The following is a 16,758-nucleotide window of genomic DNA, read 5'->3' as shown; positions in this document are numbered from 1 at the left end:
GCCCGGCCGTCTCACTCGGCCGGTGAGGCGGGGGAACCGTCCGGCGCCGGCGCGGACGAGGCCGGTGGCTCCTCGGAGGCGGGCGGGGGATCGGCCGGGGGATCCTCCGTCGTCGGCGGCTCCGAGGTGGGAGCGGGCGTCGGGTCGTCGGGGGGCGGCGCGTCGGAGGGGGGCGTGTCGGATGCGGGCGCATCCGACGACGGCCTGTCCGGCGGCGCGTCGGAGCGGGACGGGGCGGGCGATGTGGTGGCCGGCGGTTCGGTCTTCTTGTCGGCCTTCCCCGTGTCGCCCGGCTTGCGCGCGATCCAGTCCCCGGACTTCGGGTCGAAGACGACGAACTCCTTCACCACGGTGGTGGACGGTGTCACCACGACGACGTCCGACGAGCTGAAGCCCGGCCAGGCGGCGCCCTTCAGCTTCGGGGCGCCCTGCTGCGCGACCGGCGGGAGCAGCGGATTGCCGCAGGCGCACCGCACCCGGGGTACTCCGCGGTTGTCGACGAGGACGGCGGTGCCGGCTTGCAGCACCGCCTGGTACGTGGTCGCGGAGCCGTCCTTGTAGCCGTGGTTGGTGACCCGGGTGTCGGCCCGCAGCTGGACCGGGGTCAGTGAGCGCAGGTAGCCGGGGACCGCGGAGGGCTCGATGCTGAGGACCGAGGCGAACGCGCGGTTCTTGTCCGGTGCGTCGGTGAGCGCGGTGATCTGCTTCTCGACGTCGCAACTGGCGGTCTTCCGGGTACCGCCGTACAGCCCGGGAGCCGAGCCCTTCACCACGCGGGTGGCGGTGGTCGTAGCCGTGGAGCTGGGCACGGCCGTCGGTGTGGCGGACGCCTCCGGCTGCTGCTCGGCCGTGGATTCGGTGAACGGATCCTGTCCCGAGGAGCCCGCGGCCTGGAGGAACACCTCGCCGCCCGCCTTCGTGCTCCCGTCCGGGCGGGTCAGGACGACGGTGACGACGACGGCCGCGACCAGGGCCAGGGCGATGACGGCCACCCGCGGAGCGGACCGCCACCAGGCCCGGCCGTGACCGTCGCCGGGTCCGCCGCCCGAACTCCCGCCGCCGGAACCGCCACCCCCACCGCCGGAGTCCGGCCCGCCCGTGCCGCCGCCGCCCGTCGAGTCCGACGCCCCGAGGTCACCGCCACCACTGGGCGGACCCGGCGGCGGACCGGCCGGGGTGTCCGGCGGTGGGGTCGGACCTGCCTGCGAAGGGCCCGACAGAGGACCGGAAGGTGGTCCTGTCGGGCGTCCGGACGACGGCTGTTGCTCACTCACGGGCTCTTCTTCCCCACGTCAGGAACCTGTCCCAATATGCGCGTACAGACCTAATTGTGTGCCTTGTACCCCAGTCGCCCGCAAGCGGACGCAGTCGGCCCACACCAGCGGGCGGAGTGCTCCGGCGCTGCATAGCGTGGCAGCGTGAGCAGCCCGCGAAGCACCGGCAGAAACGGCGTGTCCCGTACCCCGCACGGCTGGGCGGACGCCCTCGTGGCGGTGCTCGCCGGGATGATCGCCATGATCATCGTCGCGGCCCTGGGCCTCTGGGCCGCCGGAGCGGGCCAGCTTCCGGGCGGTGCGTTCCCGCGCGTCGTCGCGGCGGTCGTCGTCATGGCGGCAGGCGGCTCCGTCGCGGTGTCCGGCAACGCGGGGGAGCTCGCCCGGACGAACGCGGACCTCTCGGTCCTGCCGCTGTCCGTGACCCTGGTCGGCGCCCTCGCGGTCGCGGCGGGCTTCCTGCGGCCGCTGCGCCACCGGGCCGTCGCCGGCAGCCGAGAACTGGCCGACTGGGCCGCCCGGGTCGCGGCGCTGTGGCTCCTGGCGCTCCTCGCGCTCTCGCTCCTGGCCCGGAAGACCTTCGCCGTCCCGGTCGAGGACCCCACGGGCGGCCTCCTCGACGACGTACTGGACGCCGCACCCACCGTCGGATTCAGGGCGGAGATCCCGCTCACCCTGGTCTTCGGTCTGCTGTGGCTGGCAGGTGTCCTGGTCCTCGCCCTGCTGGTGTCGCGCGGCGCCCCGCTGCCTCCCGGGCTGCTGCGCTACCAGGAACCCGTGCGGCCCGCGGCCCACGCGATGATCGTGCTGCTGCTCGGGTACGTGGTGCTCGGCGTGATCGTCGGACTCGTCGTCGTGGTGACACAGGGCCACCCCGCGGAGACGTTCGCGGTGATCCTGCTGGGGTTGCCGAATCTGGTGTGGCTCGCGTTCACCCTCGGGCTCGGAGTGTCCTGGGAGGGAAAGGTGGAAGGCCCGTTCGGACTGCCGATGCCCCAGGTGCTCGACTCGGTGCTCCGCACGCCCGACATCACGACGCTCAACGTCCGTACGCTCGCCGCACAGGACGCCCGCGCGTGGTGGCTCGTCGTGGTCGCCGCGCTGGCGGTCCTCGCGGGCGCCTTCCTCATGGCGGTCCGCTCACCGGCCCGCACACGCGCCTGGCAGCACGCCGCGCACATGGCGGTGGCCCTCGCCCTGACAGTGCTCTTCAGCTGTCTCGTCTCCAGGGTCTCCGCGCACCTGGGCCTCTCGCTCCTGGGCCTCGGTGACATCGGCGGTGGCCTCGGCGGCGAAGTGGTGCTGCGCCCGCGCCTCTGGTCGGCGCTGGGGATCGCCCTGCTCTGGGGTGCGGTCGCCGGGCTCGTCGGCGGCCTGCTCGCCTCGTTCGTCCGGCGGAGGACGCGCGACCGCGGGCCCTGACCTCAGACCGCGGGCCCCGGACTGCCCCCGCCCTGGATGATGACCGGCAGGGCCCACCGGGGCGGCGGGGGAGGTGGCTCCACCGCGCCCGGCCACGGGCCGGGGCTGCCGTCCACCCGGGTCGCCGGATGCGAGCCGGGTCCGACACCCGCGGATGCGGCACGCAGGGCGGCGACGAACTGCAGACACGAGTCGTAACGGTCGTCCGGGCTCTTGGCGAGGGCGTTCGCCAGTACGCCGTCGACCTCGGCCGGCAGCCCGGGGCGTTCCTCGCTGACCGGCGGTGGAGGGTCGTACTGGTGAGCCCACAGCAGGGCCATGTCGTCGTCGCGCCGGAAGGGCGGGGCGCCTGTCAGTGTCTCGTGGACGACGCAGGCGAGGCTGTAGACATCGCACCGGCCGTCAACCGGCCGCCCAGAAATCTGCTCAGGGGCCACGTAGTCGAGCGTGCCGACGAACTGGCCCACCGTCGTGAATCCGGTCAGCGACAGCGACTTCTTCGTCAGCCCGAAGTCGGTGAGGTACACGTGTTCCGGATGGTCGCTGTCCGTACCCGCCGCGACGAGGATGTTGCCCGGTTTGACGTCACGGTGGACGAGATCGTGGTCGTGGGCGGCGTCGAGCGCGGACGCCACCTGCGCGGCGATGCGGATGGTGGTGGTGAGCGGCAGAGGACCCCGGCGGTCGATCAGGACCCGCAGGTCCTGGCCCGCGACGAAGCGCATCGCGATGTAGAGCAGCCCGTCCGTCTCCCCGGCCTCGAAGACCGGCACGATGTGCGGGTGGTCGATCGCGGCGGCCACGCGGGACTCGTGCGTGAAGCGCTGCCGGAAGGTGTCGTTACGCGCCAGCTCCGGTGCGAGCAGCTTGAGGGCGACCGTGCGGTCCAGCCGAAGATCCTTCGCACGGTAGACGACGGCCATGCCGCCGCGGCCGATCTCGCTCTCCACCAGGTAGTTTGCGACCTGCTTCCCCAGCAGGTCGTGCGGCTTCCCGGCGGGCAGCGACGCCATCACGAATCACCTGACCGACCGGGTCGGCGGTCCGGCGGAGGGCCCCGTCGCCCCACCCGCGTCCGGGACGACCCGGGTCGGTTCGGGGCCGGTGTCCGGGACGACTCGCGTCGGTTCCGGCCCGGTCTCCTCGACCACCCGTGTCGGTTCGGGTCCGGGGTCCGCCGCCGGCCCTCCTCCGGTGGCCGCCCTGCCCGGTCCGGGCCCGGCCGATGCCGCGTACGTGCTGAGCTGCTTCCCGTCGCAGTACACCCAGCGCTCGTGCTCGGCGTCGTACAGCCACACCGCCTCGCCGTCCACGATCACGCCCACGCGTAGGCCCTGCGTGCGGAGCCGGAAGTTCTCGCCGTCGAGGCGGCTGTCCGCAAGCTCCCGCGCGGCACGCCGGTACTGGCCGAGCGCCTCGTCGACCCTGGCCAGCAGGGGTCCGGGATCGGCCGTGCGGGCGAGCGGCTGCCGGGCCGCCGGCGGGTCCTGAGGTACGGCGACGAGGAGCCTGCCGTCGATCCAGGCGGACCACCCGTTGGCGCACGCGATGAGCCCCCAGTCACCCCGCCGGTCGAGAAGCTGCACGGGCAGCAGAGGGTCCAGGGGCACGGTCGGCCGCGACACGTCGGGGGACTCCCAGGCGGGCATCCCGTCCGGGGGGACGACATGGGTCGGTCGGAACTCGGGAGTCGCCATGGGCCGCCCCTACTTCCGCATGATGGCGGGTTCATGGCGGCGCAACAGCTTCGCGACGAGGTAGCCGAAGATGAGCGACAGCACCACCAGCATCCCCATGTTGAGCAGCCACACCCCGGCGGAGTGCGCGAACAGGGGATCGGACGTGAGTTCGCCGGGGACGATCTCGGAGAGGTCGATGGTTCCCGCCATCGCCCCCAGCGCCCACCGAGACGGCACCAGCCACGCCAGCTGCTCGACCCCGACCACTCCGTCCAGCTTGAGCAGGGCCCCGCAGAACACGACCTGCACGATGGCGAGGAGGACCAGCAACGGCATGGTGACCTCCTCCTTGCGCACGAGGGCGGACACCAGGAGGCCGAGCATCATCGCGGTGAAGGAGAGCAGGGCGACGGCGAAGGTGATCTCCACCAGTGGAGGCAGCAGTACGCCCTTGCCGTCCGGTGCGTTGAGATCGACGCCGACCAGGCCCACGAGGGTCAGCACGACGGCCTGCAGGACCGTGATGAGGCCGAGCACCACGACCTTGGACATCAGGTACGCGGATCTGGACAGCCCGACCGCACGCTCCCGCTGGTAGATCACCCTCTCCTTGACCAGCTCCCGCACCGCGTTGGCGGCACCTGTCAGCACGCCGCCCACACACAGGATGAGCAGGGCGTTCATCGCCGTTTCCCGGTCCAGTTCGCTGCCTGCCAGGGCGCGGGCCATCGCTCCCATCACGAACGGCAGGGCGATCATGATGACGAGGAACGTGCGGTCGGCGCTCAGGGCGGCCGCGTAACGGCGTACGAGGGTGCGCAGTTGCGCGCCCCAGTTCCTGGTCTTCGGCGGAGGGGCGACGGGCGCGGCGGCCGGGACGTCCGGCAGCCGCGGCTGGGCGGTGGAGTTCTCGATGTACCGCTGGTGGAAGGGTGACGCCTGGTACTGCCCGGCCCAGTCGCGGTCCCGGTCGTTCTCGAAGGCTTCGAAAGCCTCCGGCCACTGCTCGAAGCCGAAGAAGGCCAGGGCGTCGTCCGGTGGGCCGTAGTAGGCGATGCGTCCGCCCGGGGCGAGGACGAGGAGCCGGTCGCAGACGTCGAGGCTGAGCACGCTGTGCGTCACGACGATGACAGTCCGGCCGTCGTCGGCGAGGCCGCGCAGCATGTGCATGACGGAGCGGTCCATGCCCGGGTCCAGCCCCGAGGTCGGCTCGTCGAGGAAGAGCAGCGACGGCTTGGTCAGTAGTTCGAGCGCCACGCTCACGCGCTTGCGCTGGCCGCCCGAGAGGCTGTGGATCGGCTGGTCGGCTCGCTGCTCCAGGCCCAGTTCATTCATGACCTCGGCCACCCGTGCCTGCCGTTCCGCTGCCGCGGTGTCCTGCGGGAAGCGTAGTTCGGCGGCGTAACCGAGGGCGCGGCGTACGGTCAGCTGCGCGTGCAGGATGTCGTCCTGCGGTACGAGGCCGATGCGCTGGCGCAGCTCGGCGAAGTCGCGGTAGAGGTCACGGCCGTCGTACAGGACCCTGCCCCGGTCGGCGGGGCGCAGCCCCGTCAGCGCGTTGAGCAGGGTGGACTTGCCGGCACCGCTCGGCCCGACCACCGCGAGGAGACACTTCTCGCCGACGGGGAAGGCCACCTCGTCCAGGAGCGTCTTGCGGCCGTGGTCGACCGTGACGGCCAGGTCCTGTACGTCGAGCGAGACTTCACCGGTGTCGACGAACTCCTGGAGCTGGTCGCCGACGAGAGAGAACGCCGAGTGGCCGATGCCCACGATGTCCCCGGGCAGAACGGGGGCCTGCTCCACCGCGGTTCCGTTGAGGAAGGTGCCGTTGTGGCTGTCGAGGTCGACGATCTCGTACGTCCCGTCGGCCAGGGCCCGCAGCTCGGCGTGCCGGCGCGAGACGACCAGATCGTCGATGACCAGGTCGTTGTCGCTGCCCCGGCCGATGCGTACGGTGCGCGCGGGCAGGGGCCGCACGGTCGTCGGCTGCCGGAAGGTGCCCGTCGCTCCGGGCATCGAGACCGCGGAGGGCCGTTCCGCCGCACGGGGGGCGGCTTGCGGAGGGTTCGCTCCCACGAGAAGGGCACGCGGCCCGTCGGAGGCGCTGCCGAACCGGATTTCGCTGCCCGGCCCGACGTCGGCCTCGTGGATGCGACGCCCGTCGGTGTACGTGCCGTTGGTGCTGTGTTCGTCCTCCAGCAACCAGTGACCGTCTTCGGGGTGCAGCACCGCGTGGTGCCAGGAGACCCGGATGTCGTCGATGACGATGTCGCTCAGCGGGTCGCGACCGACGTGGTAGTCCCGGCCCGCCCTCATCACTGTCGAACCTTGATCGGTCTCCAGGACGAGCTCGGGCGCAGTCGCTGCCGCAGGCTGCTGTGCCATGTCCCAAAGTCTAGTCAGGGCACACCATTTGCGCGCGCCGCGGGACTCTTATGTACTAGTGCAAAAATAGTTCAGTGCTAGTCCGAAGTGGGTTAGGATGATGTCATGCCTGCTCGGATACCCGCACCCGTGACCCTGGCCGGTCGGCATGTCACGCTCGTGCCGTTGACGATGGACCATGCCGAGGACCTCTTCGCCGCCGGTGGTGGTGATGACGAGGTCTGGTGCTGGCAGGGCGGCCCGACCCCCCGTTCGCAGGGCGAGCTCGCCCTGACGATGCGTGAGCTGCTCGACGAGGCGGAGCGGGGTACGTACGTCCCGTACGCCGTCATGCACCGCGAGACCGGCCGGGCGATCGGCTGGACCTCGTTCCTGGACATCAGCGCGTCCGACGAACGGCTGGAGATCGGCTGGACCTGGTACGGCCGCGCGTTCTGGCGTTCGGCGGTCAACACCGAGACGAAGCTGCTGATGACGTACGCCTTCGAGGAACTGGGCATGGGCCGTGTCCAGTTGAAGACCGACCACCTGAACACCCGCTCGCAGCAGGCCATCGCGCGCCTCGGCGCGCAGCGCGAAGGGGTGCTGCGCCGGCACCGCCTGCGCCACGACGGCACCTGGCGCGACACCGTCTACTTCTCGCTGCTCGCCGACGAGTGGCCCGAGGCGAAGAAGCGCCTCGGCGCCCGCCTCTGACCGGACACGGGCGGGAGGTCACGGAAGAGCACTCCCGTCGGCCGTCCGCAGCAGCCGCAGAAACGCCTTGAGGCCGGTGATGATCTCCTGGTTGTCGGTCAAGCGGTTCACCGTCGACTCGAACTCCCCGGCCAGCGCGGTGATCCTGCGGTCCGACCCGTCGGCGCGCTCGTGCACCGAGGCGCCCAACGCGTCGACGGTCCGGCGGAGTTCGGCGAGGGAGCGGTACTGCTCCTCCGTCCTCTCCTCCAGTACCCGGGCCCCGCTCTGTATCTCCGCGACCAGTCTGCGCAGTTCCAGCACGTCGTCGCGGGGATAGGTCACGTCCTTCAGCAGCGTGCCGAGCCGTCCGCGCAGTTGGGAGAAGTAGGCACCCGCAGGCCGGAAGAAGGTGCTCAGCAGACAGAAGCCGGCGAACCAGTACCCCGTCGCGCCATCCGCAGCGGCGGTGACCGCCCCCACCAGGCAGGCCGTCAGGACGTGTCCGGAGACCGCCGCCCGCAGCATCAGGCGCGCGATGCGTGCGGCCTCCGCGTCCCGTTCCTCCGAGACCTCCAGTCCCTTCTCGCGGCTCACGCGGATCTCGGCCAGCACCGTGTGCGCCCGGAAATAGAGATTCCACGGCACCGTCAGCAACACGATCAGCCACAGCAGGCACAGAGCGCCCGCCGCCGCTCCCAGGATCAGCGACGGCGAAGCGCCCGCCGTGTACGCGAGTGACAGCGCCCCGGCCGTCACCGCCAGTGCCAGCAAGGCCCCCAGCAACTTCCCCATGCCGCCCCCATGCTCGAACCCGTGGTCCCGTGTCGCACATGGTCCCGTCCGGGAGGGCCGAGGCCATGAGTACGGCTACTCAGCGCCCGGCTCCTGTGCGCACTCGCACTAATCCGGTTGCCCGTCGCTCGGGCCTCCTGCTGTAATCCCGACGTCGCACGTACCGACCACCCACCCGGAGATGATGATGCGCCGAGCTTCTGTGTCCACCCAGACAGGAATTGACCCCTCTCTCAAGGACCTGAAGCTTCATGCACACGTTGAATCTGGGAATCCTGGCGCACGTCGACGCCGGTAAGACGAGCCTCACCGAGCGGCTGCTGCACGCCGCCGGAGTCATCGACGAAATCGGCAGCGTCGACGACGGAAACACGCAGACCGATTCACTGGCCCTGGAACGGCAGCGTGGCATCACGATCAAGTCCGCGGTCGTCTCGTTCGTCGTCGACGGCATCGCGGTCAATCTGATCGACACCCCCGGCCACCCCGACTTCATCGCCGAGGTGGAACGCGTACTCGGCGTGCTCGACGGGGCCGTCCTCGTCATCTCCGCGGTGGAAGGCGTCCAGGCGCAGACCCGCGTCCTGATGCGCGCCCTGCGCAGGCTGCGTATCCCCACTCTGGTCTTCGTCAACAAGATCGACCGCCGCGGGGCGCAGTACGGAACCCTCCTGGAGAGCATCGCCGAGCGGCTGTCCCCGGACATCGTCGCGATGGGCGGCGCCGAGGGACTCGGCACCCGCCAGGCACGCGGTACGGCTTTCACGGAGGCGGACACCGCGTTCGGCGCCCATCTCGTCGATCTGCTGACCTCCCGCGACGACGACCTGCTCGCCGCGTACGTCGACGCCCCGGAGACCGTCCCGTACCGCAGACTCCGCGACGCACTGGCGGTGCAGACGGGGCAGTCGCTCGTCCACCCGGTGTTCTTCGGCTCGGCGGTCACCGGCGCGGGCGTCCCCGAGCTGATCGCGGGCATCACCGAGCTGCTGCCCACGGCACAGGCGGACGCGCTCGCCCCCGCCTCCGGCACCGTGTTCAAGATCGACCGAGGCCCGGCGGGGGAGAAGGCCGCGTACGTACGCATGGTCTCCGGAACGTTGCGCACGCGCGACGTGCTGCGGTTCCGTGGTGCGGACGGCCGGGAGAGGGAGGGCAAGGTCTCGGGGATCAGCGTCTTCGACGGCGGCGCCGAGATCCGCAGCGCCTCGGTCGCGGCCGGCCGTATCGGCACGATCCACGGACTCGGTGACATCCGCATCGGCGACACCATCGGCGATGCGGCCGCCGAGCCGGTGCGTCACCACTTCGCGCCGCCGACCCTGGAGACGGTCGTCGTCCCCGGCCCCGGCACCGACCGGGGAGCGCTGCATCTCGCGCTCGGCAGGCTCGCCGAGCAGGACCCGCTCATCAACCTGCGCCAGGACGACCTCCGGCAGGAAGTGTCCGTGTCGCTCTACGGAGAGGTGCAGAAGGAGGTCATCCAGGCCACCCTCGCGAACGACTTCGGTGTCGATGTCACCTTCCGGGAGACCACGACCATCTGTCTGGAACGGCCCGCGGGTTCCGGCGCGGCGTTCGAGATCATCGACAAGGAGCCCAATCCGTTCCTCGCCACCGTCGGCCTGCGGGTGGATCCCGCACCGGTCGGCAGCGGGGTGGAGTTCCGGCGGGAGGTGGAACTCGGCTCCATGCCGTACTCGCTCATGCGGGCCGTGGAGGAAACCGTGCTGACCACGCTGGAGCAGGGAATTCACGGCTGGCGGGTCACCGACTGCACCGTCACCATGACACATTCCGGCTACTGGCCGCGGCAGAGTCATTCCCACGCGGTGTTCGACAAGTCCATGTCGAGTACCGCGGGTGATTTCCGCGGTCTGACGCCGCTCGTGCTGATGAGCGCCCTGCGAGAGGCGGGCACCACGGTGCACGAGCCGATGCACCACTTCCGTATCGACCTCCCGTCCGACACCTTCGGCCCCTTGGTGCCCGTACTCGCCCGGCTGCGCGCCGTCCCCGGCACGCCCGACGTGCGAGGCGATGTCTGCGTACTGGAAGGGGAGATCCCGGCGGCCCGGGTACACGAGCTCCAGCAACTGCTGCCCGAGCTGACACGGGGCGAGGGAGTGCTGGAGTCCGCGTTCGCGCTGTACCGCCCGGTCAGCGGGCCCGTCCCGGACCGGCCGCGTACGGACAACGATCCACTCCACCGCAAGGAGTACCTGCTGCGGACACTGCGCCGTGTGGCAGCCGGGGCCTGACGGACCGGGGCGTGCCGGCCAGGCACGCCCCGGTCCACCGCCGTCCGCTACTTGAGGTAGGCGCCCGACGTCCCGATCTTGCCCGGGGCCGCGTTCTTCCCGCCGAGGTCGAGGACGTACACCCGCAGATTGCCCTTGCCCGGAGCGGGCACCGAGAGGGTTCCGCCCGTCACCACCTTCGTGTCGCCGGTGACGGCGTCCTTGTAGGTGCCGTTGGGAATGCCCGAGTACGTGGCGCCGCCGCTGACCGTCACCAGCGCGAAGCTGTCGGTGCCGCTCGCCGCGTCGGTGTAGCGGCGCTTGTACGCCATCGAGCCGCTGATGCCCTCGGTGGAGTACTGGCCCATCTGGAGCGCGGGCACCGCGCGCCGGATCTCGTTGAGCCGCCGCACGTGCTTGGCCAGTGGCTTCTCCAGTGTGGCGGCCACCGCCCCGGTCGCCGAGGCGACCTTGCCGAAGTCCGGTGCTTCCACCGTGCCGGCGAGGTGGTCGCCGTAGTACGCGCGGCCGGTGGTCGCCAGCGGGCAGGTCGGACCGCAGTCGATCTTCTTGCCGGCCTGGAACTCGATCTCCGAGCCGTAGTACAGCGTGGGAATGCCGCGGAACGTCCACATCAGGGACATGTTCTCGGCCCAGGCGTCCGTGCCGCCCGCGTACCGCTCGCTGCTCTTGTTGGGGCCGTAGTCGTGGCTGTCGACGTAGACGACGTTGTACGTGGCGTCGTGGTAACTGTCGTCCGAGTCCTTGCCGTTGTGGAACGCGTTGTTCGCGTCACCGAAGTTCATGTGCATCCGCATGTCGATGACGTTCATCCCGGAGAACCTGCTGCGGTCCGGTGCGTGGTACGTGTTTCCGTTCAGGAAGGCGTTGTCCGATACGGGCTGCGAGCCGGTGCCCTGCTGCTGCTCGTAGTCGTACATCTCCAGCGCGGCCTTCTCGTCGTCCGCGCTGTACTCCTTGCGCTCCTTCCAGGTATAGAACTGGGCGGAGTGATTGACCGAGCCGCGGTTCCACTTGTCGTTGACGAACGCCGCCACCTCGCCGAACACGAAGAAGTTCTTCGCGGCCTCGGCCCCGAACCGGGACGTGACGCGCTCCTGGATCGCGGGCAGGAAGCGCCGGTTCCAGGTGGTGCGCGGGATGTGCACGGCGGTGTCGACGCGGAAGCCGTCGACACCCATGTCGATGTACTTGTTGTACGCGCCGATCAGATGGTTCTGCACCGGGGTACTCTCGGTGTTGAAGTCGGCGAGGTCGTCATGGATCCAGCAGCTGCGCGAGTCCTCGCCCTCCCAGTTCCCGATCCAGCAGTTGTGGTAGTACGCCTTCGGGAACATGCCCGAAGTGGGGTTCGGCCACTGGCAGTTGTAGATGCGGTAGCCCTCGGGTGAGCTGTTCTGAGTGGGCTTCCCCCAGTTCAGACAGGTGTTGCCCGTCGGCTCCGCCGTGGACCACAGGTCGCCGTTGTAGTACGACTTCCCGGACTTGGGCTCGACGGTCAGACCGTCGTACTCGAAGCCCTCGTTCTTCTCGTCGTAGTACCAGCTCCACTGCGCGTCCCGCACGCCGTAGACCTTCGGGGTGAACAGGCCCTTGGCGCCCCAGCGTGAGGAGTGGTTGTAGACCACGTCCTGGTAGATCTTCATGCCCTTGGCGTGGGCGGCGTTGATGAGGTCCTGGTACGAGGCGCCGGCCGACTCCAGCCGCGAGTCGACCTCGTAGAAGTCGTAGCCGTGGTAGCCGTGGTAGTCGTAGTCGGACCGGTTGAGCACCACCGGGGTGATCCAGACGGCCGACATGCCGAGGCCCTTGATGTAGTCGAGCTTGTCGACGAGGCCCTTGAAGTCACCGCGGAACATCGGATCGTTGTTGGCGGCGTTGCCCGACTTCGTGTGCTGGCTGCCGCCCCGGTTGTTGGCGCTCTCGCCGTCGTTGAAGCGCGCCGTGAGGACGAAGTAGATCGGGTCCTTGCGGGGGTCGGTGCCCAGCGGTGTGCCGGAGGCCGGCGCCGTGGGCTTCTCGCCGGTGGTCGCCGTGGCGGGGGCCGAGGCGGCCGACACGTTCCCCGCCGCGTCGACGGCCCTGACGGTGTAGGAGTAGGCCGTCCGCTCCTCCAGGCCGGTGTCGGAGTGGACGGTGGAGCCGACGTCGGTGACCACGGAGCCCTTCGTTCCGCCGGTCCTCGTCACCTGATACCTGGTCACCGCGCGGTCATCGGTGGACGGTTCCCACGACAGCACGACGGATACGCCGTCGGCGTCCGCCGTGACCTTCGACGGGGCGGTCGGCGCCTCGGTGTCCGGTACCTCGGCGGCGCACGGGTCCTTCGCGGCGGCAGTGACCACCCGGTCCTTCACCGTGGTCAGGCCCGCGGGGATGGTGTAGTTACCGCCGTTGTTGTTGTCCCACACACCGTTGCCGTTGTTGAAGGCGGCCTGCATCCCCGTTGCCGTCCCGAGGGCGACCGAGCGTTTCACCCAGCCGGTGCACGCGGCCTCCATGCCCACGCCGGGGACTGTGGTCCAGGCACCCCCTGCGGGCTGGTAGTGAAGGTTGGTGGTCGTCCAGCCGACGGTGGCCGTCGAGTAGTAGACGGAGGCGGTGTTTCCCTCTCCCGGACCGGGGGTGGGGCCGGGGTCCGTGCCCGCGCACGGGTCGCTGTGGGCGATCACGCCGTCCTTCACCGTGATGTTCCCGGTGCCCAGCGCGTAGTTTCTGCCGTTGTTGTTGTCCCAGACCCCTGAGCCGTTGTTGAAGGTCGCGGCGAGGCCCGACGCGCTGCCCAGCGGGACCGTGTGCTTCACCCAGTCCGTGCACGCCGCCTCCATCCGTATCCCTGGGACGGTGGTCCAGGACCCGCCGTCCGGGGCGTAATGAAGGTTGTACGCCGTCCAGTTCTTGGTCCCGGTGTAGTAGAAGACGGTCGTCGAGGACTCCGCGGATGCCGCGGGGGCGATGGCGGGACCGGGGTCCGGGGTCCGGGGCAGCGCGGTGAGGAGCCCCAGCAGGCAGGCGGCCGCCACGGCCGCCGCGAGGGGGCGTCCGAGCAGTCGGGGAGGGGTTCGTTTCATGGATGTCTCCAGGGGAGGGCCGCGGGCGGGTGGACCGCGGCTGCCGACAGCGCGGCCGCTCCGTGAGCTGCCGCGGAAGTCCCGCCGGAGAACCTGACGCGCCTCGGGTCCGGGCGAGCAATGCATCCCGGCAGCAAGCGCTGCCAGAATTTTGCTGCAAGGTTTTGCGATCAGGAAGTTACCCGTGCATGACAGCCGCGTAAAGGGTTCTGACGCCCCGACGGCCGGACGCCGGGCGACCCGTACAGGAAGGGCGGGTCGCCCCGTCAGGTACGGCGGGGCGACCCGTCCAGGAATGACGGAATGTTCCTGCGTGTTCAGGTGTTCGTGAGCTTCTTTGTTGACGTGACCGTCCGTGGCTACGAACTCGATACGCAGGGACATCTGAACCAGGCCGTCTATCTCCAGTACGCCGAGCACGCCCGGTGGGAACTGCTGAGGGGCGCCGGGCTGCCGCAGGAGAAACTGCTGGCCTCCGGGGTGGGCCCGGTGGCACTGGAAGTCACGGTGAAGTACGCCAAGGAGTTGCGCGGCGGGGACAAGGTCCGGGTGACCTGCGCGTTCCTCTACGGGGCAGGCAAGACCTTCCGGATCGAGCAGCAGATCATCAAGGAGGACGGCACGGTCGCCGCTGAGATCACCGGTGTCGGAGGGATGCTCGATCTCAACACCCGCAGGCTGATCGCGGACCCCGGGGGTCACCTCGCGGCCCTCGCCGAGAATCCGTCACTTCTCGGCGCCTGAAGCGCCGGTGACGGCGCGTCCGTCCGGTCAGCGGATCGGCTCGCCCGCCGCCAGACGCTCCGTCATCCTGCGCAGCCTGGCTGACCTGACGCCGGGCGTCCGCGCCGTCGCGAGCCGCAGGATCACCAGGTACCGGGCCGACCTGCTCAACTGCTCGAAGTGGCGGGCGGCCTGCGCGTTCCCGGCCAGCGCGGCTTCCAGGTCGGGCGGGACGGTTGCCTCGCTCTGCGAGGGATACGCCGCCGCCCACCGCCCGTCGGCCTTCGCCGCCCGCACCTCGGCAAGGCCCGGCTCACGCATCCGGCCGGCCGCCGTCAGGGCCTCCACCTTGCGGACGTTGACCAGGGACCACGTGCTCCTGGGCCGCCTGGGCGTGATCTTCTGGAGATAGTAGGTCCCGTCGAAGGACATGCGCTGCCCGTCGATCCAGCCGTAGCAGATCGCTGACTCGATCACCTCGGCCGCGCTGACAGACGTGATGCCCGAGGCCTTCTTCGCGACCCTGATCCACAGCGCGGGGCTGGTCGCGTGGTGGGCTTCGAGCCAGGACTCCAGATCCGCGGCCCGCTCGAAGAACCGTGTCTCGGGGCCGGATGCCCCCGTCGCCTCTGTCTGCACTGCCGCCTCCGGGAGTGTGCGCGTGCCGCTGTCCCGGGACACGGTAGGCGTCCATCAGGACAGTTTCCGTCCTGATAGGGCCGTCGGCTTCCCGGGCGGGACGGTGTTCGGCCGGAAGTCGGTGGGCCGGTATCCGGCGTGGGGGACGAGGCCGGTGCCGAACGCGCGGCCCGGCCTCGTGGCAGAGTGGAAATATGGACGATCTGAACGCTCTCGCCGTCGAGCACCTGGCCCTGGCCCGTACCTCCGCGCACGGCCGCAGCGCCCACCTGCTGCTGCACGAGGACACCCTCCGGCAGACGGTCATCGCCCTGACGGGCGGGTCGGCCCTCGACGAGCACAACGCACCGCCCGCCGCATCCCTCCAGGTGCTCAGCGGCGCCGTGCGCCTCACCGCGGCCTCCGGCGACGTGGACCTCTCCGCGGGAGCCCTGCACCCGATCCCTCAGGAGCGGCACGGGCTGCTCGCACTGGAGGACGCGGTGGTGCTGCTGACCGCGGTGAACGACTGAGTCCTTCACCCCGGGCAGGTCAGGGCCCGAACGGGCCAGGGGGCGTACGGTACGCGGCGACCACGGGCAGCGTCTCGCCGAGCGCGCGAGCGCTGTTGTTCGAGGCGTCGCCCAAGGGCTGCCCGTTCCACTTCCTGTCAGGGTTGGAGAACTGCCCGACCCCGGTGCAGTCACCGCACGAGGACCCGTACGCCATGATGGTGTAGTACCTGCGGTCCGGGGTGATCCAGCCCGTGTTGTACGGCCGTTCCTCGCTGACCTTCATCCCGCCGCCCGGGTCCGTCGCCATCGTCGTACGGTCATGGGCCAGGCCCAGGTTGTGCCCGATCTCGTGACTGGCCGAGTCGAGTGCGATGCCCTTGACGTCGGCGACCGAATACGCCTGCTCGCTGGTGGCCTCGCTGAGCGCGGAGCTGTAGTCCGCGATGCCGCCGCCCGTCTCCTGACGGTTCACCATGACGGTGACGAGATCCGCCGCGAACCGTTCGCGCAGCTCGTGGGCCGGCCCGCCCAGCGTCGGATCGCTCCTGTCCTTCAGCCGTTGGTGCGCCGGGGCGAAGTCTTCCGAGCCGTCGTACTCGGTCGCCGTCTGGGCATGGACGATCCGGAGGGAGCCGCACACACCGCTCTCCTTGAGCGAGCGGTTCATACGGATGGCGATCTGCTGCGCGGACTCGGACACCCGGTGGCCTCCACCGACCTCGGCGGCGGCCTTGGGCGTGTAGAGGACCATCACGTCGACGACGGGACAGCCGTCACCGGCGGGCGCGGGTGCGGGGGTCGCGGCCGCGGGGTCAGGGACCGCCGGGGGGCCGGAGGGGGATGCGGCGCAGAGTGAGGCTCCGACGGTCGCGGTCAGCGCGATCCGGAGGGCGGTCGAGAGCATACGGGGGTTCCTTCTCGGCGCAACGGAAGAGGGGCGTAGATGATCACCACGGGTTACCCATGTCTAACAGGTGGTGAGGGGATGTGCTCGTGCCCGGATGTGGAACGAGTGAAATTCACCCCGACCGGCGACCGGTGCGGGCGGCATCCCCCACCCTGGCCGTCCGCGGCCAATCGAGCGGTGCCGTCAGTCAGTTGGTGCCGGTCTCCCTGTGAGGCCGCAGGACTGTCGGCGCCTTGCCGACGTCACGTCAACTGGGCCTTGTGTCACGGGAGTTCACTGTCGTCGCGGCGGTCGGAGGCTCCTTCACCCCTGGGGCTCCGGCTCGTTGGCGCCTGTCCCGTACGGACCGTCCACCGAGGGGTGTGGCGCCAACGGGCTGGGCAGGTACAGCTGTGCGAGCCCGGCAAGTCCGGGGAGCCGGTGCAGAGGGGTG

At 70.2% G+C, this 16,758-nt stretch carries 13 protein-coding genes; 5 read left to right on the top strand and 8 right to left on the bottom strand.

Translation table 11 applies throughout. The annotated features are described in order from the left end of the window. Positions 1-11 precede the first annotated feature (11 nt). Entirely contained in the window at positions 12-1,274 is a 1,263-nt protein-coding gene (locus AB0C82_RS31765; RefSeq protein ID WP_362848885.1) for a DUF6777 domain-containing protein, read from the bottom strand. 144 nt (positions 1,275-1,418) lie between these two features. On the opposite strand from AB0C82_RS31765, the gene AB0C82_RS31760 reads away from it, so the two are divergent. Beyond that, positions 1,419-2,696, top strand: a complete 1,278-nt coding sequence (locus tag AB0C82_RS31760) for a streptophobe family protein (RefSeq protein ID WP_362848882.1) — start codon at positions 1,419-1,421, stop codon at positions 2,694-2,696. Between the two features lie 2 nt (positions 2,697-2,698). On the opposite strand, the gene AB0C82_RS31755 is transcribed toward AB0C82_RS31760, so the two are convergent. The 3 genes from AB0C82_RS31755 to AB0C82_RS31745 are packed head-to-tail and all read right to left on the bottom strand — an operon-like array spanning position 2,699 to position 6,760. Then, entirely contained in the window at positions 2,699-3,709 is a 1,011-nt protein-coding gene (locus tag AB0C82_RS31755; protein ID WP_362848880.1) for a serine/threonine-protein kinase, read from the bottom strand. 6 nt (positions 3,710-3,715) lie between these two features. Continuing rightward, the gene (locus AB0C82_RS31750) at positions 3,716-4,393 is read right to left on the bottom strand and encodes a hypothetical protein (protein ID WP_362848877.1); all 678 of its coding nucleotides are present in this window, start codon (positions 4,391-4,393) and stop codon (positions 3,716-3,718) included. Positions 4,394-4,402: 9 nt separating this feature from the next. Continuing rightward, positions 4,403-6,760, bottom strand: a complete 2,358-nt coding sequence (locus AB0C82_RS31745) for an FHA domain-containing protein (RefSeq protein ID WP_362848874.1) — start codon at positions 6,758-6,760, stop codon at positions 4,403-4,405. A gap of 105 nt (positions 6,761-6,865) precedes the next feature. On the opposite strand from AB0C82_RS31745, the gene AB0C82_RS31740 reads away from it, so the two are divergent. Beyond that, positions 6,866-7,456, top strand: a complete 591-nt coding sequence (locus tag AB0C82_RS31740) for a GNAT family protein (RefSeq protein WP_362848872.1) — start codon at positions 6,866-6,868, stop codon at positions 7,454-7,456. An 18-nt stretch (positions 7,457-7,474) separates the two neighbouring features. Here the strand turns inward: AB0C82_RS31740 and AB0C82_RS31735 are convergent, their stop codons facing one another. Beyond that, entirely contained in the window at positions 7,475-8,230 is a 756-nt protein-coding gene (locus AB0C82_RS31735; protein ID WP_362848870.1) for a hypothetical protein, read from the bottom strand. A 251-nt stretch (positions 8,231-8,481) separates the two neighbouring features. Between AB0C82_RS31735 and AB0C82_RS31730 the strand changes: the two genes are divergently transcribed. Then, on the top strand, positions 8,482-10,491 hold the full coding sequence (locus AB0C82_RS31730) for a translation factor GTPase family protein (RefSeq protein WP_362848867.1): 2,010 nt from the start codon (positions 8,482-8,484) through the stop codon (positions 10,489-10,491). Between the two features lie 47 nt (positions 10,492-10,538). Here the strand turns inward: AB0C82_RS31730 and AB0C82_RS31725 are convergent, their stop codons facing one another. Beyond that, entirely contained in the window at positions 10,539-13,562 is a 3,024-nt protein-coding gene (locus AB0C82_RS31725; protein ID WP_362848864.1) for a carbohydrate binding domain-containing protein, read from the bottom strand. A 327-nt stretch (positions 13,563-13,889) separates the two neighbouring features. Between AB0C82_RS31725 and AB0C82_RS31720 the strand changes: the two genes are divergently transcribed. Further along, complete coding sequence (locus AB0C82_RS31720) at positions 13,890-14,306, top strand: acyl-CoA thioesterase (RefSeq protein WP_362849229.1); 417 nt, start codon at positions 13,890-13,892, stop codon at positions 14,304-14,306. Positions 14,307-14,333: 27 nt separating this feature from the next. Here the strand turns inward: AB0C82_RS31720 and AB0C82_RS31715 are convergent, their stop codons facing one another. Further along, on the bottom strand, positions 14,334-14,861 hold the full coding sequence (locus tag AB0C82_RS31715) for a YdeI/OmpD-associated family protein (RefSeq protein ID WP_362849227.1): 528 nt from the start codon (positions 14,859-14,861) through the stop codon (positions 14,334-14,336). A gap of 257 nt (positions 14,862-15,118) precedes the next feature. On the opposite strand from AB0C82_RS31715, the gene AB0C82_RS31710 reads away from it, so the two are divergent. Continuing rightward, positions 15,119-15,436 carry a cupin gene (locus tag AB0C82_RS31710; RefSeq protein WP_362848861.1) on the top strand — a complete coding sequence of 106 codons (318 nt, stop codon included), beginning with the start codon at positions 15,119-15,121 and terminating at the stop codon, positions 15,434-15,436. A 19-nt stretch (positions 15,437-15,455) separates the two neighbouring features. Here the strand turns inward: AB0C82_RS31710 and AB0C82_RS31705 are convergent, their stop codons facing one another. Continuing rightward, on the bottom strand, positions 15,456-16,322 hold the full coding sequence (locus tag AB0C82_RS31705) for a M12 family metallo-peptidase (RefSeq protein ID WP_362848858.1): 867 nt from the start codon (positions 16,320-16,322) through the stop codon (positions 15,456-15,458). Between the last annotated feature and the right edge of the window lie 436 nt (positions 16,323-16,758).

It is taken from the genome of Streptomyces sp. NPDC048560 (assembly GCF_040650955.1).
GTDB lineage: Bacteria > Actinomycetota > Actinomycetes > Streptomycetales > Streptomycetaceae > Streptomyces.
The sequence above is the reverse complement of the archived record's forward strand: the minus strand, read 5'-3'. Positions and strand labels throughout refer to the sequence as shown.

Excerpts from the sequence above, each read along its gene's own strand:
- AB0C82_RS31755 (WP_362848880.1), bottom strand. The coding sequence starts at position 3,709 with ATGGCGTCGCTGCCCGCCGGGAAGCCGCACGACCTGCTGGGGAAGCAG.
- AB0C82_RS31735 (WP_362848870.1), bottom strand. The coding sequence starts at position 8,230 with ATGGGGAAGTTGCTGGGGGCCTTGCTGGCACTGGCGGTGACGGCCGGG.
- AB0C82_RS31740 (WP_362848872.1), top strand. The coding sequence starts at position 6,866 with ATGCCTGCTCGGATACCCGCACCCGTGACCCTGGCCGGTCGGCATGTC.
- AB0C82_RS31725 (WP_362848864.1), bottom strand. The coding sequence starts at position 13,562 with ATGAAACGAACCCCTCCCCGACTGCTCGGACGCCCCCTCGCGGCGGCC.
- AB0C82_RS31750 (WP_362848877.1), bottom strand. The coding sequence starts at position 4,393 with ATGGCGACTCCCGAGTTCCGACCGACCCATGTCGTCCCCCCGGACGGG.
- AB0C82_RS31730 (WP_362848867.1), top strand. The coding sequence starts at position 8,482 with ATGCACACGTTGAATCTGGGAATCCTGGCGCACGTCGACGCCGGTAAG.
- AB0C82_RS31745 (WP_362848874.1), bottom strand. The coding sequence starts at position 6,760 with ATGGCACAGCAGCCTGCGGCAGCGACTGCGCCCGAGCTCGTCCTGGAG.
- AB0C82_RS31710 (WP_362848861.1), top strand. The coding sequence starts at position 15,119 with ATGGACGATCTGAACGCTCTCGCCGTCGAGCACCTGGCCCTGGCCCGT.
- AB0C82_RS31705 (WP_362848858.1), bottom strand. The coding sequence starts at position 16,322 with ATGCTCTCGACCGCCCTCCGGATCGCGCTGACCGCGACCGTCGGAGCC.